We start from the raw sequence: 22,235 nt of genomic DNA, 5'->3' as shown, positions 1-22,235 counted from the left end.
AATTCATCACTGGGGCATCACTTTCCCGCTCGTTTTATCAGGTTGTGAGCTTCGTTATGAGTTAAATGAAGAGAAATTGCACATTCATCCCATATCTTTCTGAAAACTGACTATATTTCCACCAACTGTCGCCAAAAAAGTCTCCTGTAACGATTGTGAGAAAAGAAGCAGTTTAAACGTATCGTACCATTAGAGTATAATCTCGCCTTCCAAAGGACTATTAGCGAAGCAAAATAACTATCATGACTAAAGCACAAAACGTCGACCCTAGTGAAATTAAGAAATTCGAAGAGATGGCTTCTCGTTGGTGGGATTTAGAAGGCGAGTTCAAACCTCTTCATCAAATTAATCCGCTTCGCTTGAACTATGTCCTAGAAAAAGCCGATGGCCTTTTCGGCAAGAAAGTTCTCGATGTTGGTTGTGGCGGCGGCATCTTAGCAGAAAGCATGGCAAAGGAAGGCGCCACCGTGACTGGTCTAGATATGGGTAAAGAGCCACTAGAAGTTGCTCGCCTACATGCATTGGAGACAGGGACTAAGCTGACCTACATCCAAAGCACCATCGAAGACCACGCTGCGGAAAATGCGGGGACTTACGATGTTGTGACCTGCATGGAAATGCTAGAACACGTGCCAGACCCACTCTCTGTAATTCGTTCATGTGCCGCGTTGGTTAAGCCTGGAGGACATGTGTTCTTCTCGACGTTAAACCGCAACATCAAGTCGTACTTGTTTGCGATTGTAGGCGCAGAAAAACTATTGAAGATAGTACCAGAAGGCACGCACGATCATGAGAAGTTCATCAAACCTGCTGAAATGATGAAGATGATCGACCAAACAGATTTGACGGAAATGGGCATCACAGGCCTTCATTACAACCCGCTAAATGACAGCTATAAGCTAGGTCGTAATGTAGATGTAAACTACATCGTCCACACTAAAAAATACTGAACGGCGTTACATTAAAAACGCCTTCTTGTGATTGACATTTCAGTCATAAAATGAATCAAAAGCGGTAGCACAAAGTTGCCGCTTTTTTTGTCTTTTTATGTATGAAATTCGTGCTCTAGATTCCATTTTAACCAACCCATTTTTCGCAAATAAAAACAGGCAAAGATCAAGGAATTTTTTTTTGAGGGCGGTTATTTATAAACCGATCTTCAAAGCTTAGTTTTCCCCATTCAAGTCAGCCCTTTTCTCATCGGTTAGTGTTCACTTACTGATTTTTTTTATTTTATTACTTATCCACAAGTCATCCCAAATCTGTACCTTGATAAATCAGTGCAATAGCACTATCTTGTAACCCGCAAACAAATGAACCCCTATATGTTGTGTTTAAGCTACAATATATAGATAGACTTTGATCACAAAGCCGCCGCAAGCTTTACAAACTTTGCACATAAACAAACAAAAATACGGCTTTTATCAGTTTTCTTAGGGAAATAAAGCAGAATGAACCAACAACTTACCGTCACTAAGCGTGATGGCCGTAAAGAAAGTATTGATCTGGATAAAATCCATCGCGTTATCACTTGGGCTGCAGAAGGTCTAAATAACGTTTCAGTCTCTCAAGTAGAACTTCGCGCTCACATCCAGTTTTACGACGGTATCACAACGACAGATATCCACGAGACTATCATCAAGTCAGCGGCAGACCTGATCTCTGAAGAGACCCCGGATTACCAATACCTAGCTGCTCGCCTAGCGGTATTCCACCTGCGTAAAAAAGCGTACGGCCAATATGAGCCGCCAACGCTGTTTGATCACGTGTCTCGTCTTGTAGATATGGGTAAGTACGACCAACATATCCTTGAAGACTACTCAAAAGCTGAACTGGACGAACTAGATTCTTACATCGACCACAAACGCGACCTTAACTTCTCTTACGCTGCGGTAAAACAGCTTGAAGGTAAGTACTTCGTGCAAAACCGTGTGTCTGGTGAGATCTACGAAAGTGCGCAGTTCCTTTACATTCTAGTGTCGGCTTGCCTATTCGCTAACTACCCGAAAGAAACACGTCTTGACTACATCAAGCGTTTCTACGATGCGACGTCAACATTTAAAATCTCTCTACCTACACCAATTATGTCTGGTGTACGTACCCCTACTCGTCAGTTCAGCTCATGCGTACTGATTGAGTGTGGTGACAGCCTAGATTCTATCAACGCAACTGCAAGTTCTATTGTTCGTTACGTATCTCAACGTGCTGGTATCGGTATCAACGCGGGTCGCATTCGTGCGCTAGGTTCTGAGATCCGTGGCGGTGAAGCATTCCACACAGGTTGTATCCCGTTCTACAAGTACTTCCAAACAGCCGTAAAATGTTGTTCTCAAGGTGGTGTACGTGGTGGTGCAGCAACGGTGTTCTACCCAATGTGGCACGGCGAAGCACGTTCACTAATGGTGCTTAAGAACAACCGTGGTGTTGAAGAGAACCGCGTTCGTCACATGGATTACGGCGTACAGCTAAACAAACTGATGTACCAACGTCTGGTTGAGGGTGGCAACATCACTCTATTCTCACCTTCAGACGTACCGGGTCTATACGACGCATTCTTCGAGAACCAAGAAGAATTTGAACGTCTATACGTGAAATACGAGAACGATCCTTCAGTTAAGAAGGAAACGGTAAAAGCCATCGAAATGTTCTCGCTACTCATGCAAGAGCGTGCTTCAACAGGTCGCATCTACATTCAGAACGTAGACCACTGTAACACTCACAGCCCATTCGACTCTGAAGTTGCGCCAGTTCGTCAGTCTAACCTATGTCTGGAAATCGCACTTCCAACTAAACCACTGACTAACGTTGAAGATGATTCAGGTGAGATTGCACTATGTACGCTTTCCGCGTTCAACCTTGGCGCAATCAAATCTCTAGATGATTTCGAAGAGCTTTCTGATCTTGTTGTTCGCGCTCTAGATGCACTACTGGATTACCAAGATTACCCACTACCAGCGGCGTACAAGTCAACAATGAACCGTCGTACGCTAGGTGTTGGTGTTATCAACTTCGCTTACTACCTAGCAAAGCACGGAGTGAAATACTCTGACGGCAGCGCAAATGGCCTGACTCACCGCACGTTTGAAGCAATGCAATACTACTTGCTAAAAGCATCAGTAGCGCTAGCAAAAGAACAAGGCAAGTGTCCTTCGTTCCACGAAACAAACTACGCGAAAGGCTTACTGCCAATCGATACTTACAAGAAAGATATCGACCTAATTTGTGATGAAGAGCTGCACTACGATTGGGACAGCCTACGTCAAGAAATCATGGAACACGGTCTTCGTAACTCAACACTGACAGCGCTAATGCCTTCTGAGACCTCTTCTCAGATCTCGAACGCAACAAACGGTATTGAGCCACCACGCGGTTACGTATCTGTAAAAGCATCAAAAGATGGTATCTTGAAGCAAGTTGTTCCTGAGTTCACTGAACTGAAAAACAACTACGAACTGCTTTGGAATATCGGTTCTAACGACGGTTACCTTCACCTTGTTGGCATTATGCAGAAATTCGTTGACCAAGCGATCTCTGCAAACACAAACTACGACCCATCGCGTTACGAGACGGGCAAGGTTCCAATGAAGAAACTTCTTCAAGACCTACTTACAGCGTATAAGTTTGGTGTTAAGACGCTTTACTACCATAACACTCGTGATGGTGCGAAAGACGACCAGAAAGACGCGGTTCAACCACAAGATGACGATTGTGCAGGCGGCGGTTGTAAGATTTAATCTTCCCTACCCTAACAATCCGCAGTAACAGAATATCGAACACCTCCCCTTATGGGGAGGTCTAAAAGGAATTGAGGCATTATGGCTTACAGTACTTTTAACCAGAACAAAAATGACCAACTAAAAGAACCTATGTTCCTTGGTCAATCAGTAAACGTTGCTCGTTACGACCAACAAAAATTCGAAATTTTCGAAAAGCTTATCGAAAAGCAACTGTCTTTCTTCTGGCGTCCAGAAGAAGTTGACGTATCTAGCGATCGTATCGATTACAACAAACTGCCAGACCACGAGAAGCACATCTTCATCTCTAACTTGAAGTACCAAACGCTTCTAGACTCAATCCAAGGTCGTAGCCCAAACGTGGCACTACTTCCACTTGTTTCTCTTCCTGAGCTAGAAACATGGATTGAAACTTGGTCTTTCTCTGAAACGATTCACTCTCGTTCATACACACACATCATCCGTAACATCGTGAATGATCCAAGTGTGGTATTCGATGACATCGTTGAAAACGAGCACATCCTTAAGCGTGCGAAAGACATCGCACACTACTACGATGACCTGATCCAAGCGACAAATGACTACCACCGTTACGGTGAAGGTGAGCACGTTTTGAACGGCGAAACGGTTAAAGTGAGCCTGTACGATCTTAAGAAGAAACTGTACATCTGTCTGATGTCTGTAAACGCGCTAGAAGCAATCCGTTTCTACGTAAGTTTCGCGTGTTCATTCGCTTTCGCAGAGCGTGAGCTAATGGAAGGTAACGCGAAAATCATCAAGCTGATCGCTCGTGATGAAGCACTTCACTTGAACGGCACGCAGCACATGATCAACCTGCTACGTAACGGTCAAGATGACTTCTCATTCATGCAAATCGCAGAAGAAGCAAAACAAGACTGTTTTGACCTATTCAAAGAAGCGGCAGAGCAAGAGAAGGAGTGGGCAGAGTACTTGTTCAAAGACGGTTCAATGATCGGATTGAACAAAGACATCCTGAGCCAATACGTTGAGTACATCACCAACATACGTATGCAAGCGGTAGGCCTACCAGCAGCGTACCCAGAAGCAACAACCAACCCAATCCCATGGATTAACGCTTGGTTGTCTTCAGATAACGTTCAAGTAGCGCCTCAAGAAGCGGAAATTTCGTCTTACCTAGTCGGTCAGATTGACAACGAAGTTCGCGCAGACGACTTTGAAGGGTTTGAGCTGTAATGCCAACCATCAAAATCAACAAACTTGTTAGCATTGAATCCAACCCATCCAATACCATTTTGGAGACCATGGAACAGGCGGGGTTACTTCCAGAATACAACTGTCGCGACGGTCACTGCGGTGCTTGTCGTTGTAAGTTGGAATCTGGTGAAGTGGAGTATGTTGGTTTTGCCATGGCTTACACGCAAGGTGATGAGATTCTCCCTTGTATCTGTAAAGCCAAATCAAGCGTTTCGCTGACTGGTGTGAACTACGCGATGAAAGAAAAGCGCGCATAGTTCCAGACGAAGAAACACGAAAAAGCCAAGGCGATCGCCTTGGCTTTTTGTTATCTGTAGATGGTGAATAGCCTAAAGTGCGCTGTTAGGAATATGCATCTCTTTCACTTTCTCTAAAAACGCATAGTGGGCAAACATAGGTTTTCGCTCTAAGTAACGGCGTAATAAATCCAGCGCTGCGGTGCTGATCACTTTCACTTGGTCGTCACGCTGATACTTTTTCGCTAACTTATAAGACGCGCCCCATTCACCTGATGGTGTAGACAAGGCGACAGAAAATACCCCACCTTCAACCTGTCCGGTCACTAATGCTAAATCGGTAGCGCACTTTTCGCGAGTCGCTCCCGCTAACGCAAATGTTGCAGCCAATGGATCGCCCTCATGGTTTACAGTTTGGTTACGCCCTGCCAGCACCCAACCGTGACCCAATTGCTTTTCTGCATTTTCATCACTGTTTAACCAGTAGGTTAAATATCCAGCACTGCTTTTTTCAGACACAGAAAGTGTGAGATCTTTATCCGCCAGCAGTTGTCCTACATGCTCAACCATCGGAAGGTCGATGCTAACCGTATTGCTTTCGAGGTGCTTGTTGATCAACTGCATCAGCTTCAAACGTTGTTCAAGCTGATCTGCCGGGCCAAACAGCTTCACTTCAATAAAAGGCAGATAAGAGCGATACCCAAGCTCATAGCCTTGTGGCAGTTTTAGCTGATCCAACTTATCCGAGATCCCAGATTCAGAAAGACCAAAAGTGTAGATTCGACTACAGCATGAACCTTTTACATCAGGAAATACTCTTCGAAGATCAGGCAAAATTTGTGTTTCTGCCATCAATTTGAATTCGCTTGGTACACCAGGAGTAAAATAAAAAATCGCGTCATTGATCAGCATTTTAAAGCCACATGCCGTGCCAATAGGATTGTCTAAAATTTCTGCGACTTCAGGTAGCATGGCTTGTTTTAAATTGCTATCAGGCATAGGAATACCACGCAGAGCATACATGCTCTCCAGTTGCTCTAGCCATTCTTTAAACAATACCAGTTTGCACTCAGCCGCTTTCGCTGCCGCTGCGGCGCTCATGTCGTCGGTCGTTGGCCCCAATCCACCGTTAACAATGACTACGTCATTGTTGAAGCTCAGCATTAAAAACTCTTCGATTAAGCTCGACTGCTTGTCTCCCACAGTGGATCGTTTGGTTAAACCAAACCCATGCTGATAAAACAAACTCGACAGCCACGCCGCGTTAGTATCAACAATATCTCCGTGAAGCACTTCCTCACCAGTACTTAGCATTGCAATTTTCACAACTGACTCCTGAACATAAGCACAATTCTATTTCTATACGGAGCACTTATATCGTTTTCTTTTTATCAGACTAATCGCTTAGTCAATTTGTTGGGATTAAATTAAGGTCAAGTATTTAAATGGGTTTTCTTTTAAGGGATAATTGTGAGCCCGATCATCAAACCATTAACTCGGAGACCTTTGTGTCAAAATCATCCATGTTCAAGAAGACTCTCGCAGGACTCTTACTGACGACGTCGGCCGTTGCTAACGCGAGCCAGTACGATATGAGCCGCCACTCAGAGTTTTCTTACACGCCTGATTGTATGTCAGGTTACTGCGAAACAACCAATCTGTACACCTTCGAATCTCAAAATCGCAGTCTTGCTTTTGAACAGAATAACGATGATTCTTTAAATCTTGACGCAGGCCTTCAGCCTAGACACCTTATCGTTCCTCAAGATAAGGACTGGGATTACCTAATGGGCCAGACGTACACCATTCTTGGCCTGAGTGTGGCTACTGTTGGTTTGATGACGTTTCTTCCTGAAAGCATTACTAAGTGGGATGAAGAAGACCGCGACATGAGCAAGCTGGGTAGCAAATGGAAAGATAACGTTTCTGATGGCCCGGTATGGGACCGTGACGAACACTTCCTAAACTACATCATGCACCCATACTTTGGTGGTGTTTACTACACAGCGGCAAGACATGCAGGTTACAACGAATTTGAATCATTCTTGTACTCTGCCACCATGTCTACTTTCTTCTGGGAATACGGTGTTGAAGCGTTTGCAGAAGTCCCTTCTTGGCAGGACATCTTTATCACGCCATTCTTTGGTGCCGTCGTGGGTGAAATGATGCTAACAGCAGAGCAAGACATCGTAGCAAATGGCGGCGAAGTGTTAGGTTCAGAAACTGCAGGCGACGTTTCTCTCTTCTTCCTAAACCCTGTTGGTCATATCCACCACTGGGTGACTGACGCATGGGGCGGCAGCGCTGAATTGAAATTCAACTCATCACCTTGGTTCGGCAATCAAGATGTTGCGAAGTTTGCCATGGACGCAGGTGCAAGCTACGACAGTCAGTTTTACGGCGTAGAGCTGAAAGTAACGTTCTAAGCCAACCATATTGAACGACATTAATGAAGAGCAGCCAAACGGCTGCTCTTTTTGTATCTAGTGCACTGTTTTGATTATTTGCTTCGCGAATTAGTGTGAAAAATTGACTTCTATCAAACATAACCCCTTCCTAGGACCTACACTGAAGAAAAGGACTTATTCCAATAACTTAAGCGATGCGTTCCACCGCACTGCGTCCAAACCTTATTCCAGGAGGGACATCATGAACACTGTGTTTATCGTTAACTTTGTCGGTCAAGCATCACCGGCGACTATCAAACAACTGGCTGCTGTTACTCATGAAAACGGAGGCAAATGGTTAATCAGTAAAGTGAACTTTATTGAAGACCAAGTCGCTGGGGTGATAAAAGTTGAGTTACCTGAAGAAAACGCGGACACGGTGAAAGAAGCGTTTTCAGCCTGCCAGACTCTAGTAGTTAAATTTGTGGATTCAGAGCCTCACTCACACAAAGAAGATACCATTTTCCAACTTCGTCTCGATTCCAATGACCGTGCAGGTATCGTCAATGAAATCACTCACGTTCTGGACGCACAAGGTATCTCTATTTTAGATATGGATTGCCAACGCGTATTTATTGCTGGGGGTGGCGGTGTGAGTTCTAGCTTGTTCAGCGCAAAAATGGCTATCAAGCTGCCAAGCGAATTGGAAATCGAAGATGTGGCGAACGAGTTAGAAGCGCTCAGCGAAGACACCAGAGTGATTATTGAAAGCTAGTCGATTTAGTCTTTTATCCATAGAAAAAGAGCAGCTATAAATAGCTGCTCTTTGTCATTGTAAGCATGAGAAAAACGTTACTTCACAGACCACTGTGACAGTGAGCGTTTGAAGTCTGAGTAGTCAAACTCATTCAGTTTTTGAATCTCGCCGCTTGAACGCTCACAGTAAACCGAAGGCATACGTAGACCATTGAACCAGTTTAGTTTCACCATCGTGTAACCCGCACTGTCTAGAATGTGCAGACGTTGACCGATCTCTAGTGGCTGATCAAAATTCGCCACACAGAACTGATCACCGGCAAGACATGAACACGAGCCAATCACGTACTCGTGCTCGCCGTTGTCAGATGCCTCTAGAATGGAAGCTGGTTCATTGTAAATCAGCGTATCAAGACGGTGTGCTTCAGTTGCAGAGTCAACAATTGCTGTCTTCTTCACGTTCTCAACGATATCGACCACAGTAACCACTAAGTCTGTCGTCTTAGTGATGATGGCTTCACCCGGCTCTAGGTACATTTGCACGCCGTGCTTCTCAGAGAATGCTTTTAGCGCTAGACCTAGCTTCTCAATATCGTAACCCGGCCACGTGAAGAATACACCGCCGCCCATGCTCACCCAATCCAGCTTGTTTAGGTATTCGCCAAACTGCTCTGAAATCGCATCTAATAGGCCGATAAACGCGTCCACATCTTTGTTCTCGCAATTCATATGGAACATCACGCCATCAATACCTTCAAATACTTCAGGTTTGATGTGATCGGCTTGTACACCTAAGCGAGAGAATTTGCGCGCAGGGTTTGCGAGGTCTTGACCCGCGTAGCTTACGCCTGGGTTCAAACGCAGACCAATCGACGCTTTGCCTTCAACGATGTGGCGGTAAGCTGCAAGTTGAGATTGCGAGTTGAAAATCATTTTGTCACAGATGTCTGCGACTTCACGTACGTCATCTTCGCTGTAACCCACACTGTAGGCGTGCGTTTCGCCACCAAACGTTTCGTATCCAAGTTTTACTTCGAATGGGCCGGAGCTGGTTGTGCCGTCTAAGTACGGCTTGATGATGTCAAACACACCCCAAGTAGAGAAACACTTCAGTGCTAGCACAAGCTTTACACCTGAGATTTCTTTGAGCTGTTTCGCTTTCTCTAGGTTCGCAATCAGCTTGTCTTCATTAATCATGAAGTACGGAGTTTTTAGTTCATTGTGTTGCATGTTAATACCTTGAGTACTTTCGCCTGAACGAAGCCACTATAAAATCGAACAAAGCCGACGCAATTGCATCGGCTTAGATTTAGTTAATTCAAGATTAGCCTGAGCTTAACTGCTTATTTTTTAAGCTCGTGGATGACTGGTAGCCCTTGAGCCGGTTCCAGCTCCTGAACATGCCAATCTAGACCGATTTCTGGCATTGTTTCTAGGAACGGATCTGGGTCTAGCTGCTCCATGTTGAACACGCCTTTGTCAGCCCACTTGCCACGGAAGAATTGAAGTGCGGCTGTGATCGCTGGTACACCTGTTGTGTAAGAGATCGCTTGATGCTCTACATCTTCGTATGCCACTTCGTGGTCAGCGTTGTTGTAGATGAATACGCTACGCTCTTTGCCGTCTTTCTTACCTTGAACCCAAGTACCGATACACGTTAAACCTGTGTAACCCGGCGCTAGAGACGTTGGATCTGGTAGTAGCGCTTTCAATACATGAAGAGGCTGTACTACTGTGCCATCGTGCAGCGTTAGCGGATCTGGACTTAGTAAGCCGATGTCGCACATTACGTTGAAGTAGTTAAGGTAACGATCACCAAAGCCCATCCAGAACTCAATACGTTTCGCAGGGATAAACTCTTTCATTGAACGCACTTCGTCGTGCGCCATTGAGTACACTTTGTGCGAGCCACAGTTCGGGAATTCGAACTCAAGCATACGTGAGTGACAAGGTACTTGCTTCCACTCGCCATTTTCCCAGTAGAAAGAGTCACCTTGGATCTCTAGCATATTGGTTTCTGGGTCAAAGTTCGTTGCAAACTTCTTACCGTGATCACCCGCGTTTACATCCATCACGTCGATTGTGTCGATCTCGTCGAACAGGTGTTTTACTGCGTATGCTGCAAACACAGAAACTACGCCTGGATCGAAACCAGCGCCTAAGATGCCAGTGATGCCCGCTTCTTCGAACTTCTCACGGTAGCCCCATTGCCAATCGTAAGCTTCAGGGACTTGTTGACCTTCTGAACATAGGTCAACCGCGACTGATGTATCTAGGTATGAAACTTTTGCTCGGTAACACGCTTCCATGATTGGCATGTTTACCCAAGGAGGACCTGCGTTGATGACTAGGTCCGGCTTCACTTCTTCAATCAAAGCAACAAGAGAATCTACGTCGTCAGCATTTACTGCACGAGCTTCTAGTTTCTTAGTTGAATCTTTCAGATTGTTTTTCTTCTGAATCGATTCGATGATTTTCTCACACTTACCTACGGTACGTGATGCGATTGTGATATCACCCAGAACGTCGTTGTTTTGTGCTGCTTTGTGTGCAACTACCCAGCCAACGCCGCCTGCACCAATCTGTAGAATTGCCATAGTTTTCCGTTACCTTTGTTAAACTAGCTCAACTGCTAGCGTATTGATTTTAGAGAGCAAAGATTCAAAGTCCGAAGTCGTTAGACACGGGTTCAAAATCGTAAATTTAAGCGCGGTTTTACCGTCGACAATGGTTTCACCCAATACCGCGATACCGCGAGTCAACGCTTCTAAACGTAGCGCTTTGTTCAGTTCATCAAGATCTGCTGTTTCGTGTGTTGCACGGAACAATACCGTCGACAGTGAAGGCTCAGCTAGTAGTTCAAACTGATCGTTTGTACGGATCATGTCAGCCACTTCAAGCGTTTGAGCGAGTAGATGATCGTACATGTCACCCAGTGCCTTCGGACCCACGTTTTGCATGGTCATAAAGACTTTCAATGCATCAAAACGTTTGGTTGTCGCGATGGATTTATCGACCAAGTTTGGTAGCTCATCGTGCTCACGGTTCAAGTAATCTGCGTGATGAAGCAAGAACTTAAAGTTCGACTTGTCGTTCACCAAAAGTGCGCCACAGCTGATTGTTTGGTAGAACAATTTGTGGAAATCGACACTGATAGAGTGAGCGCGCTCAACGCCTTTCAGGCGAGACTTATGACTGCTAAGGATCAGCGCACCACCGTAAGCACCATCCACATGCATCCACATGTCGTGCTTGACTGCCATGTCGGCGATGAAGTCTAGGTCATCAATTGCACCGTGATCCGTCGTACCCGCAGTACCAACAATCGCAAATGGAATTAGCCCTTCAGCTTTCGCTTGCGCAATCACTTCATCTAGCTTCGTGATATCCATGGTGCCATCAGCGTTTGCATCCACAGTCATCACCGCTTTCTCACCAAGCCCCATCCAAGATGCAGACTTTTGAACTGTGAAGTGTGATTTCTTAGAACATACGATGCGAAGTTTGTCAGCGTAGTCAGGCAGACCTAACTTCTGGATTGAGTGACCACTTAGCTTATCTGCGATCCAATCACGTGCCAGCATCAAACCCATTTGGTTACTTTGAGTGCCACCGCTAGTGAAAATACCATCGGCTTTTTCGCCTAAGTCGTACTTGCCGCACAGCCAATTGACCACTTTTTGCTCAACGTAAGTTGCAGAAGATGCTTGGTCCCATGAATCCATTGATTGGTTCAGTGCTGCAATCATCGCCTCTGCTGCAACAGCCGGCATTAAAGGAGGCGTATGCAAATGCGCGATACAATCAGGGTGTTGAGTGAAGATAGCGTTCTTTGCCACCAGCTCTGCCGCATCATCGATTACGGATTTAAGTGGCGCATTTTTGTTGTCTAGGTCAACCGCGTTGATCGCATCTTCTAACGCTTTAGGCTCCATACCTGAGTATGGTGCGTTAACTTGTTCAAACACTGACTTCATTGCAGCAGTTGTGTGGTTCATTACTGATGCAAACTCAGCACTGCCTAGTTCACCGGTATGGATGAAGTGCTTTTTCCACTCTTCTTGTGGTGCAGCTTCAACGTGGCTACCGCCTGCGGCGATGATCGCTTCTTCAAGCACACGTAATGCGAAGTCAATCTGTTCGAATGAAATGATAAGTGGTGGAAGGAAGCGAATAACAGAACCTTCGCGGCCGCCTTTCTCAACCATCAAACCACGCTCAAGCGCAGCACGTTGAATCGCTAGGGTCAACTGACCGTCAGCAAGAGGTTCACCAAACTTGTTAAGCTCGCCGTTAGGATTCTTGATTTCAACGCCTAGCATCAAGCCTTTGCCACGAACTTCAGCAATACAGTTAACACGTTTTTGGATGCTTTCGAGACCAAAACGTAGGTATTGGCCAGCAACGTTCGCATGCTCAACAAGGTTGTCACGTCGGATAATTTCAAGCGCTTTAGCACCTGAAACCATTGCAAGTTGGTTACCACGGAATGTGCCCGTGTGCTCGCCTGGCTTCCACGTATCGTGTTGCTTATTGATCACAAGCAGTGACATTGGCAAGCCGCCGCCAATCGCTTTAGAAAGACACAATACATCAGGCACGATACCCGCTTCTTCGAAAGCGAAGTTGTAACCAGATTTACCCACACCACACTGGATTTCATCAAAAATCAGTAGGATACCGTGCTCATCACAAATACGACGTAGTTCGCGCAACCAGAATGCTGGAGCAGGAATTACACCGCCCTCACCTTGTACTGGCTCTACGATGATCGCAGCAGGTTTCATGATACCCGCTTCATCATCATTCAATAAACGCTCGATATAACGAATGCTTGCTTTCGCACCTTCGTCACCGCCAAGACCAAATGGACAGCGTAGGTTGTATGGGAAAGGCATAAAGTGCACATCTGACATTAAGCCAGTACGACGCGCTTTTGTTCCTAAATTACCCATCATGCCCATCGTACCGTTTGTCATACCGTGGTATGCACCACGGAAAGCAAACATGGTATTACGACCTGTCGTTTGTTTCGCTAGCTTGATCGCAGCTTCAACCGCATCAGCACCCGATGGTCCACAGAACTGAATAACACAGTTATCGCCCAGCTCTTGAGGAAGAAAAGACTTAACAGACTTAATAAAGTGAGTTTTAGCAGAAGTGGCAATATCAAGAGTTTGATAAGGCAGACCAGAGTCTAACTGCTCTTTTAACGCTTGGTTAATTTCAGGATGGTTGTAACCCAACGCTAAAGTACCAGCACCAGCTAGACAATCTAGGAAGACTTGACCACGAGTATCTTCTACCAAACAGCCATATGCTTGCTTAATCGCAATCGGTAGACGACGTGGATAAGAACGAACCTCAGATTCATGCTCCGCCTGTTCTAATAGAACTTGATCCGGCGTTAAGTCATACGTTCCCTCAACAAAAGGAACCTGAGAAGAAAAAATGTTTGCGATAGTGTTATCGACTTCAAAGGCAGTGCTCATACTACTTAATCCCTTGAATTGTAATAATTCTCGAACCTGTATTTATTTTCGTTTGAATTTAATTACAGGAGATATAGGTAAACCTCCGCATTTGTCGCTACGTAAAAGACAAATACAGATAGTCAGTCACAACATCGGTGACTTTTATTTGTGCTGGGAATTAATCAAGGTTCCGTAATGCAACCGTTTTGTAAAACAGGACATTTCGGCAGTATGAAGCTGATTAGTGTGTGTTTATTCAAAGGTTTCAATGTTGGGTTTCCCATTAACATGCTGCATTTACAGCATTAGTATCCCGTCTATCGACAAATGGCTTTACCGATACCTACCCTACGTAGTGTCACAATCAGCTTGAATGGTCACTACGCGTATCCCCCAGAGAACTAGCGTCATAAATTACGCTCCGAGATTGCGCGCGAATTTATCACAAAATAAAATCTTCTGGCAACGACTTTTCACAATTCATAAGTTGACAGCGATCACAACAAAACCATTCTTATTCTGATCTCAATAACTTACTTGATAGAGGTGAATTTATCTTGTTCTGTCGATATGCATCTAACAAAGTCATAAATAAAACTGGTTGAATAGTATGGATGTGCATTTAAAAGAACTGGTTTCCCAGATAGCTTAGAATTTGCATTTATTTGTTTGGCGAGAGTCGGACTTACTTTTTGAAGTTGTTGAGAAACAACAAATACGAAAAAGCCCAGCTAAAAAGCTGGGCTTATCAAGCTGGAGCGACACACGAGGTTCGAACTCGTGACCTCAACCTTGGCAAGGTTGCGCTCTACCAACTGAGCTAGTGTCGCAGATTTAAGATGGTGCCCCGGGCCGGACTTGAACCGGCACAACGCGAACGTCGAGGGATTTTAAATCCCTTGTGTCTACCAATTCCACCACCAGGGCACACAAATATTCTTTGTAATGCCTTTACAGAAAAGTAAAACACCATCTGATACCGCATAACGCCATATCTATAATTTGGAGCGACACACGAGGTTCGAACTCGTGACCTCAACCTTGGCAAGGTTGCGCTCTACCAACTGAGCTAGTGTCGCATTTATTCTCGAAAGCAATTCACTCTCAAAAGAATAATGGAGGCGCCTCCCGGAGTCGAACCGAGGTCCACGGATTTGCAATCCGCTGCATAGCCACTCTGCCAAGGCGCCTCATTTGTGAAGTAAGCATCGCTTTTTTCACCACCCTTTCAAGCCGTGCTCTCTTGGGTACGGGATGCATTCTACGGATTCGAGCGATCGAGTCAACACTATTTTTATTTTTTTAAATCGTTTGACCAGATTTTGTGCGAAAGACTGTAGATTGATTAGTTTTAATACGAAAACATGACCAATTACACTTGTTTATCTTGAGTTTATGGCTACTCAGCACCCGCTGCTACGATAGGTTCTCGCCATTTCAAGTAGAGATAATTGGACAATTACAAATCTAACAAACACCGGCTGAACAAAAAACAAGATTAAGATCACATTTCTATTTTTAGAAAGTCATTCGAAATGCACAAAAAAAGCAGGCATAGCGACCTGCTTTCTTAATCTCGTTTAGTGATGTTCTTCGTTCAGCAAATCATCTTTTGCTGCTGCAAGATACTGAACCATCGACCAATATGTTAGGAATGTAGCGACGTACAGAGCGGCAAAGCCTAGCCAAACCATCCATTCGTCATAGCGCCAAATCAGAACCCATAATGCAAACATCTGAGAAACTGTTTTTACTTTACCAACCCACGATACAGCGACACTTGCGCGTTTACCGATTTCAGCCATCCATTCACGCAATGCAGAGATGATAATCTCTCGCGCAATCATGGTTACAGCAGGGATAGTTACCCAAATGGTGTGGTAGTGCTCTGTAATCAAAATCAACGCTGTCGCAACCAGTACTTTATCAGCGACTGGATCGATAAACGCACCAAACCTTGAAGTTTGGCCAAGTTTACGAGCTAGCATGCCATCTAACCAGTCGGTAAAACCTGCAACCCAGAACACCATTGCTGCCGCAAAGGGCGCCCAAGAATAAGGCAGATAGAAGACAACCACGAATACAGGTATTAAGAACAGTCTAAGAAGGGACAGAATGTTCGGGATATTCAAACGCATTTTATTATTCTCTTACACATTGCGTGTTTATGTTGCTGGATTTTCCTTATTGTTTCAATGCTTGGAAAATAATTTCTGCTAAAGAGTGACTAATTCCCGGTACTTTGGCGATTTCTTCAACACTTGCACGCTTAAGTTCCTGCAATCCACCCATGTATTTCAATAAAGCTTGGCGTCGTTTTGGCCCAACACCTTCAATCCCCTCCAACGCGCTTGTACGTCGAGTTTTACCACGTTTCGCTCTGTGACCCGCAATCGCATGATTATGACTCTCATCGCGAATATGTTGGATCAAGTGTAAGGCTGGAGCATCACTTGGTAAGTTGAACTCTTCGCCATCAACCGTAATTAAGGTTTCAAGGCCAGGTTTACGTGTTACACCTTTGGCAATACCAATAATGATTGGTCGCTTAGGCCAATCTCCCCAATACTGGGCGATGATTTCATGCGCACGATTTAACTGACCTTTACCACCATCAATAAAGATGATGTCAGGGATTTTTTCTACGTCCAACTGCTTTGAGTAGCGCCGCTCTAACGCCTGCCCCATCGCTGCATAATCATCGCCACCCGTGATTCCAGTAATGTTATAGCGTCGGTATTCTTGCTTTACCGGACCTTCGTTGTTGAAGACCACACACGATGCGATAGTGCTCTCGCCCATCGTATGGGAAATATCAAAACACTCCATCCTCATAATAGACTCCATTCCCAGCGACTCGCGAAGTGCTTTGAAACGTTGGTTGATCGTCATCTTATGGTTGATTTTTGTCGTGATGGCAGTAAGTGCATTGGTATTAGACAGCTTAAGATATCTCCCTCTCGCACCAGTCGGAGAAGTATGAAAATGAACCTTACGTCCTGCGACTTCACTCAGTGCTTTTTGAATGGGTTCGAGATCGTCGGCCAACTCTTGGTTCAGTATTATTCGAGATGGGATTGTTCGCGCCTCATTGTGGCTCAGGTAGTACTGAGTCAAAAAGCTATCGAATACCTCTTGTTGGCTCGTGTTTTGAGGAATCTTAGGGAAATGACTGCGACTGCCTAACACTTTACCCTGACGAATCATCAATATGTGGATGCAAGCAATGCCGTTCTCTTGCGCAAAACCCAGCACATCCATATCGTCCATGCTGTCTTCCGATACATATTGCTGTTCTTGGACTCGTCTTATCGCTTGTATCTGATCACGAAACTTTGCCGCGTCTTCAAACCGAAGTTGCTGACTAGCAACCTCCATTTTCTCTATCAACTGCTTCAGTACTTGCTGATCTTTACCTTGCAGAAATAGACGAACAAAACCCACCAGCTCAGCATACTCTTCATCTGAGATAATCGAGCTAACACACGGGCCAGCGCAGCGACCAATTTGATACATCAAGCAAGGGCGCGTTCGATTGGAGTAAACCGTATCTTCACACTGTCTAACAGGAAATATTTTTTGCAGCAAGTGCAGCGTTTCTCGTACCGCCCCTGAGTCAGGGTAAGGACCAAAATACTCGCCTTTACGCTTCTTGGCCCCACGGTGCATCGACAATCTCGGATGTTTATGACCGCTAATGAATATATAAGGGTACGATTTATCATCACGCAGAAGCACGTTGTATTTCGGTAAATACTGCTTGATGTAATTGTGTTCAAGAATCAGCGCTTCTGTCTCGGTATGCGTCACCGTGACATCTATTTTGGCAATATTGCTCACCAAAGCGCGTGTTTTTTCACTGTCGACTTTTTTGCGAAAGTAACTAGAAAGGCGTTTTTGAAGATCTTTGGCTTTACCGACGTAAATAACAACAGCATCGGCGTTGTACATGCGGTACACGCCGGGCTGATGAGTTACTGTCTTGAGAAAGGAAGCCGAATCGAAAGGAGGATTCACACTAAAGGGTCTCGGTGTCCAGCATTCCGTGGCGAATCGCTAAGTGTGTTAACTCGACGTCACCATTAATGTCCAGCTTGCTAAACAGTCGATAGCGGTAGCTGTTGACGGTCTTTGGACTTAAGTTAAGTTGCTCAGAAATATCCGTTACTTTCTGACCTTTCGTGATCATAAGCATGATTTGCAGTTCACGTTCGGACAAATCTTTAAATGGGTTTTCAGAGGCTGGTGAGAACTGGCTCAATGCCATTTGCTGCGCTATCTCTGGAGAGATGTAACGCTGCCCACTATTGACCACACGAATTGCATTTACCATTTCATCCGGCCCTGCACCTTTGGTTAAATAACCAGAAGCACCAGCCTGCATCACTTTGGTTGGAAACGGATTTTCCGTATGAACGGTTAGTACGATGATTTTCACATCTGGATTCACGCGAAGAATTTTCTTGGTGGCTTCCAAGCCGCCAATCCCAGGCATGTTCATGTCCATTAAAACGACGTCAGCATGATTACTGCGACACCATTTAACTGCATCTTCACCGCTGTCAGCTTCTCCTGCTACGTTCATTCCACGGACGTCTTCAATAATACGTCGTATCCCTGTGCGAACCAGCTCGTGATCATCTACAAGGAAAACATTAATCAAACTTGTATCTCCACACTTTTTATTGGCTCTGCACCCACATAACTTTACTAAATGTGGATATCAGTATGACTGCCTATATACTAACGTATTTGGCAAAAAATTGCTTTCTATGAATATGTGCTGAAACGCAAACTTTAGCAAGAACTTATTCATAAACCACTCTATTATTTCAGAGCGTGATGTGCAGAGCCGAAATCTAGGAAAAACTAATTAACAACATTACCCCCAACAAATCAAGTATCTATATCCATATAACCTCGATATATGAGAATCACTTAACTTGCAAACGAGAAAACAACTGGCAGATCTGGTGGTTTAATATACAGAAATCGTTAACTAGAAATCCTTTTTTAAGCCATTTGTAATTGCTAAAAACCTCCGATTAAACAAGCCAGAAGTAACTATGCAGAAGCATCTAATTCCATTTTCTATTACTGGTTATTTTTACAGTCCATAATGCTAGAATGGCGACTTGAAAAATTTATAAGGTTTCTCTCTTTTGAACATCCAACAAGGTTTCCTACTTACTCGCCAAGCACGAGACATCAAAGGCCAAACTCAGATAGAGTTGTGGCTCGCGACAGAAGCAGGTCCGACTCAACTATTGATCAATGGTGAGAAACCCGTGTTCTTCATCGCTCAAGAGCACATTGAGCAAACCCAAAACCTGGCGCTATCGAAAAGTATTCAAGTTGAAATTCGAACTCTTGAACTGAAAACGTTCGAGCATACCCCTCTCGCAGCTTGCTATACGAAAGTAACCAAAGAAGCACTCGTATTACAAGATCTGCTCTCACAGCAAGATATCGTGACTTACGAAGGCGATATACGACTCGCTGACCGCTATCTAATGGAGCGCTTTATTAAAGGGAGTGTGGAGTTTACAGGTCATCAGCAATCGCGAAATGGCTTTCAACGTATCCAGAATGCAAAGTGTCGAAGTGGTGACTATGAGCCTAAGTTGCATGTCGTTTCGCTAGACTTGGAGTGTTCAGAAAAAGGCGTTCTTTACTCCATCGGTTTGGATAGCCCTCATGACTCTCGAGTCATTATGATTGGAGAACCAGAACCAGCTGAAACAAATATTCAATGGGTTCAAAATGAAAAAGCACTACTCGAAGCATTGATTGCTTGGTTTAAGTCGTTCGATCCTGATGTTATTGTTGGTTGGAATGTTATCGACTTCGATTTTCGTCTCCTTCATAAACGTGCGGAATGGCACAACATGAAGTTGATGTTGGGTCGCGCCGATCAGCCAAGCTTCTTTCGTAGCTCATCCCAAAGCCAACAGGGGTTTATCTCAATTCCCGGACGTGTAGTACTCGATGGCATTGATACACTAAAAACCGCGACTTATCACTTTCGGTCTTGGTCATTAGAATCGGTTTCACAAGAATTACTCGGTGAAGGCAAAGAGATCCATAACGTGCATGACCGTATGGACGAAATCAATCGCATGTATCGCTCCGATAAGCCTTCACTTGCCAAATACAACCTGCAAGACTGCGTGCTGGTAAACAAAATCTTCGAGCACACTCATCTCCTCGCGTTTGCTATTGAACGGTCGAGGTTGACGGGAGTTGAGTTGGATCGCGTCGGAGGCTCAGTCGCGGCGTTCACCAATCTTTATTTGCCACAAATTCATCGAGCAGGTTACGTCGCACCCAATTTGCACCCTGAAAACTGGATTGCGAGTCCCGGCGGTTACGTAATGGACTCTATCCCTAACCTTTATGACTCAGTTTTAGTGCTGGATTTTAAGAGTCTATATCCCTCTATTATTCGCTCTTTCTTGATCGACCCAATGGGTTTGGTCGAAGGTTTATTACTGGACATTGGTAAGGATGACGATCAAGCCGTGGCTGGTTTTCGTGGTGGTCAGTTTCATCGTTCGAAACACTTTTTGCCAGAGATGATCGAAAAGCTTTGGGCGGCACGAGATGTTGCGAAGAAAAACAACGAGAAAGCCTTTTCTCAAGCAATCAAAATCATCATGAACTCGTTTTATGGCGTATTGGGCTCATCGGGATGTCGTTTCTTTGATACTCGATTAGCTTCCAGCATCACCATGCGTGGGCATGAAATCATGAAGCAAACTAAAGTGCTGATTGAAAACAAAGGCTATCAAGTGATTTATGGAGATACAGACTCAACATTTGTCTCTTTGAATGGTTCATACAGCCAAGCGGAAGCGGATGAAGTCGGCAATCACTTGGTTGAATACATAAACTCTTGGTGGCAAGAGCATCTTCGCGCTGAGTATAACCTCACTTCAATGCTTGAAATTGAATATGAAACTCACTACCGCAAGTTTCTGATGCCAACTATTCGTGGCGCGGAAACGGGCTCGAAAAAACGTTATGCGGGTTTAATTGGTGAAGGAGAACAAGAGCGCATTGTATTCAAAGGGCTAGAAAGTGCGCGTACCGACTGGACGCCATTAGCGCAAAAATTCCAAAACACGCTCTATCGAATGGTATTTCACGGCGAAGACCCGAGTGACTATGTGCGTGAAGTAGTAGAAAAAACCAATAATGGGGAGTTTGATGACCAATTGGTTTATCAAAAGCGACTACGCCGAAAGCTGCATGAGTACCAAAAAAACATTCCACCTCAAGTGCGTGCAGCACGTTTAGCCGACGACATTAATGCCAAGCTTGGTCGACCTTTACAGTATCAAAATCGTGGGCGCATAGAGTATTTGATTACCCTAAATGGCCCTGAGCCTCATGAATACCGTAACAGTCCTATCGACTACCAGCACTACATCGACAAGCAGCTAAAGCCTGTTGCAGATGCGATTCTGCCATTTATCGGCACAGACTTTGAAACCCTCTCAGCACCACAGATGGGACTGTTCTAACCAATACGAAACTCAGTCTTTTGGTACTGCTTCACGAGCCAGCCACCGAAAGCATCAATTAGGCCAATGACCGAACGCTTGGGAATTGGCCTTCCAGATAACAATATGCAGAGGCGGTCAATCTCCAGTTTTTTCTCGGGATGATATTGCAAAAACACTTCACCACATTCTATTGGATCATCAAACCAGCGCTTATCGCGATACATCACCAAAGAGTAAGAAGCTCTTAATAACTTTTTAGCGATGACTACCTGCGCACGAACTTGCTCCTCAAGGCTTGTCGCCTGAACAATCTTAGCTCGATACACCGCTAGCCATTCTTCAACATCCATATTCCAGTGCTTAGCAATTTCCCAACTCGGCACATAATCGCCAAAACAATCAGCCAAGTCATCTCCATGCACACAAACACAGCAGTGCTTGAGCATAAAGCCCCAAGTAAAAATGCTATCAAGATTGGCAACTTCGCTAACAAGTGCTGTTCTTATCGCCACTCCCTTGACTTGCGGGTGATTTTGCTGAGCTCGCCACTTTATAGTATTGAGCAGCGTCGCTCGGTTGTTCTCAAACATCGACTTTGTCACCACAACTAAATCCAGGTTGGACTTTCCTGCTATTGCCGTTTTTCGCGCAACACTTCCGTACACATAAACGCTGTGAAGATTTTGCCCTAGACCGCCTGTTAGGCACATCAACACTTCTTTGATTAAAGGAGCAAACTCTGGTTGAAAAGGTTGTTTAGGATCGATAACTGGAAGAGACATGGATTAAAAAGCGCGCTCAAAGTTTGTCAGTAAGATTCGCTTATGATCCCCTAGCCCCAATTCGGAATCAAGCCTAATCAAACGTTTAATCTTGATCCAACAATCACGATGAATTTTGGTGC

At 44.8% G+C, this 22,235-nt stretch carries 15 protein-coding genes and 4 tRNA genes; 7 read left to right on the top strand and 12 right to left on the bottom strand.

Annotated elements, in window-relative coordinates; translation table 11 throughout:
- Positions 1 to 242: 242 nt before the first annotated feature.
- The 4 genes from ubiG to yfaE all read left to right on the top strand — a co-directional run bounded on the left by ubiG (position 243) and on the right by yfaE (position 5,227).
- Complete coding sequence (gene ubiG / locus ACF8EG_RS17485) at positions 243 to 950, top strand: bifunctional 2-polyprenyl-6-hydroxyphenol methylase/3-demethylubiquinol 3-O-methyltransferase UbiG (protein ID WP_005483291.1); 708 nt, start codon at positions 243 to 245, stop codon at positions 948 to 950.
- 501 nt (positions 951 to 1,451) lie between these two features.
- Positions 1,452 to 3,734: a class 1a ribonucleoside-diphosphate reductase subunit alpha gene (gene nrdA / locus ACF8EG_RS17480; RefSeq protein WP_005457837.1), complete on the top strand. Its 2,283-nt coding sequence runs from the start codon at positions 1,452 to 1,454 to the stop codon at positions 3,732 to 3,734.
- An 81-nt stretch (positions 3,735 to 3,815) separates the two neighbouring features.
- Positions 3,816 to 4,949 (top strand): class Ia ribonucleoside-diphosphate reductase subunit beta, encoded by a 1,134-nt coding sequence (nrdB, locus tag ACF8EG_RS17475; protein WP_023623868.1) that lies wholly within the window; start codon positions 3,816 to 3,818, stop codon positions 4,947 to 4,949.
- Positions 4,949 to 5,227: a class I ribonucleotide reductase maintenance protein YfaE gene (yfaE, locus tag ACF8EG_RS17470; RefSeq protein ID WP_005457859.1), complete on the top strand. Its 279-nt coding sequence runs from the start codon at positions 4,949 to 4,951 to the stop codon at positions 5,225 to 5,227. Before nrdB ends, yfaE begins: the two co-directional genes overlap by 1 nt.
- A 72-nt stretch (positions 5,228 to 5,299) precedes the next feature.
- On the opposite strand, the gene ACF8EG_RS17465 is transcribed toward yfaE, so the two are convergent.
- Positions 5,300 to 6,532: a CinA family nicotinamide mononucleotide deamidase-related protein gene (locus tag ACF8EG_RS17465; protein ID WP_069506519.1), complete on the bottom strand. Its 1,233-nt coding sequence runs from the start codon at positions 6,530 to 6,532 to the stop codon at positions 5,300 to 5,302.
- 197 nt (positions 6,533 to 6,729) lie between these two features.
- Here ACF8EG_RS17465 and ACF8EG_RS17460 point away from each other — a divergent pair, with 197 nt between their 5' ends.
- Complete coding sequence (locus tag ACF8EG_RS17460; RefSeq protein WP_021448933.1) at positions 6,730 to 7,632, top strand: DUF3943 domain-containing protein; 903 nt, start codon at positions 6,730 to 6,732, stop codon at positions 7,630 to 7,632.
- Between the two features lie 223 nt (positions 7,633 to 7,855).
- Positions 7,856 to 8,368, top strand: coding sequence for a glycine cleavage system protein R (locus tag ACF8EG_RS17455; protein WP_005483182.1), 513 nt, complete (start codon positions 7,856 to 7,858; stop codon positions 8,366 to 8,368).
- 77 nt (positions 8,369 to 8,445) lie between these two features.
- On the opposite strand, the gene nspC is transcribed toward ACF8EG_RS17455, so the two are convergent.
- The 10 genes from nspC to uvrY form a co-directional block, all read right to left on the bottom strand.
- Complete coding sequence (gene nspC, locus ACF8EG_RS17450; protein WP_005483192.1) at positions 8,446 to 9,579, bottom strand: carboxynorspermidine decarboxylase; 1,134 nt, start codon at positions 9,577 to 9,579, stop codon at positions 8,446 to 8,448.
- A 113-nt stretch (positions 9,580 to 9,692) separates the two neighbouring features.
- Positions 9,693 to 10,946 (bottom strand): carboxynorspermidine synthase, encoded by a 1,254-nt coding sequence (locus ACF8EG_RS17445; protein WP_069506518.1) that lies wholly within the window; start codon positions 10,944 to 10,946, stop codon positions 9,693 to 9,695.
- 18 nt (positions 10,947 to 10,964) lie between these two features.
- Positions 10,965 to 13,841: a pyridoxal phosphate-dependent class III aminotransferase gene (locus tag ACF8EG_RS17440; RefSeq protein WP_069506516.1), complete on the bottom strand. Its 2,877-nt coding sequence runs from the start codon at positions 13,839 to 13,841 to the stop codon at positions 10,965 to 10,967.
- A 736-nt stretch (positions 13,842 to 14,577) separates the two neighbouring features.
- Positions 14,578 to 14,653 (bottom strand) — tRNA-Gly (locus tag ACF8EG_RS17435).
- Between the two features lie 10 nt (positions 14,654 to 14,663).
- Positions 14,664 to 14,750: transfer RNA gene (locus ACF8EG_RS17430), tRNA-Leu, on the bottom strand.
- A gap of 76 nt (positions 14,751 to 14,826) precedes the next feature.
- Positions 14,827 to 14,902, bottom strand: a tRNA-Gly gene (locus tag ACF8EG_RS17425).
- Positions 14,903 to 14,939: 37 nt separating this feature from the next.
- Positions 14,940 to 15,013, bottom strand: a tRNA-Cys gene (locus tag ACF8EG_RS17420).
- A 390-nt stretch (positions 15,014 to 15,403) separates the two neighbouring features.
- Complete coding sequence (gene pgsA, locus ACF8EG_RS17415; RefSeq protein WP_005494716.1) at positions 15,404 to 15,961, bottom strand: CDP-diacylglycerol--glycerol-3-phosphate 3-phosphatidyltransferase; 558 nt, start codon at positions 15,959 to 15,961, stop codon at positions 15,404 to 15,406.
- A 46-nt stretch (positions 15,962 to 16,007) separates the two neighbouring features.
- Positions 16,008 to 17,840, bottom strand: coding sequence for an excinuclease ABC subunit UvrC (gene uvrC / locus ACF8EG_RS17410; protein WP_079858937.1), 1,833 nt, complete (start codon positions 17,838 to 17,840; stop codon positions 16,008 to 16,010).
- 1 nt (position 17,841) lies between these two features.
- Positions 17,842 to 18,486: a UvrY/SirA/GacA family response regulator transcription factor gene (gene uvrY, locus ACF8EG_RS17405; protein WP_005386783.1), complete on the bottom strand. Its 645-nt coding sequence runs from the start codon at positions 18,484 to 18,486 to the stop codon at positions 17,842 to 17,844.
- Positions 18,487 to 18,985: 499 nt separating this feature from the next.
- On the opposite strand from uvrY, the gene ACF8EG_RS17400 reads away from it, so the two are divergent.
- Positions 18,986 to 21,349 (top strand): DNA polymerase II, encoded by a 2,364-nt coding sequence (locus ACF8EG_RS17400; protein WP_069506509.1) that lies wholly within the window; start codon positions 18,986 to 18,988, stop codon positions 21,347 to 21,349.
- Here the strand turns inward: ACF8EG_RS17400 and ACF8EG_RS17395 are convergent.
- Complete coding sequence (locus tag ACF8EG_RS17395) at positions 21,346 to 22,113, bottom strand: nucleotidyltransferase domain-containing protein (RefSeq protein WP_005488521.1); 768 nt, start codon at positions 22,111 to 22,113, stop codon at positions 21,346 to 21,348. The genes ACF8EG_RS17400 and ACF8EG_RS17395 overlap by 4 nt on opposite strands.
- Positions 22,114 to 22,235: the final 122 nt, after the last annotated feature.

Origin of the sequence: Vibrio sp. YQ_11, from assembly GCF_043103065.1 — a bacterium.
Lineage (GTDB): Bacteria > Pseudomonadota > Gammaproteobacteria > Enterobacterales > Vibrionaceae > Vibrio > Vibrio parahaemolyticus.
Note: the sequence above shows the minus strand (reverse complement) of the source record. Positions and strands in the feature narration are given on the sequence as shown.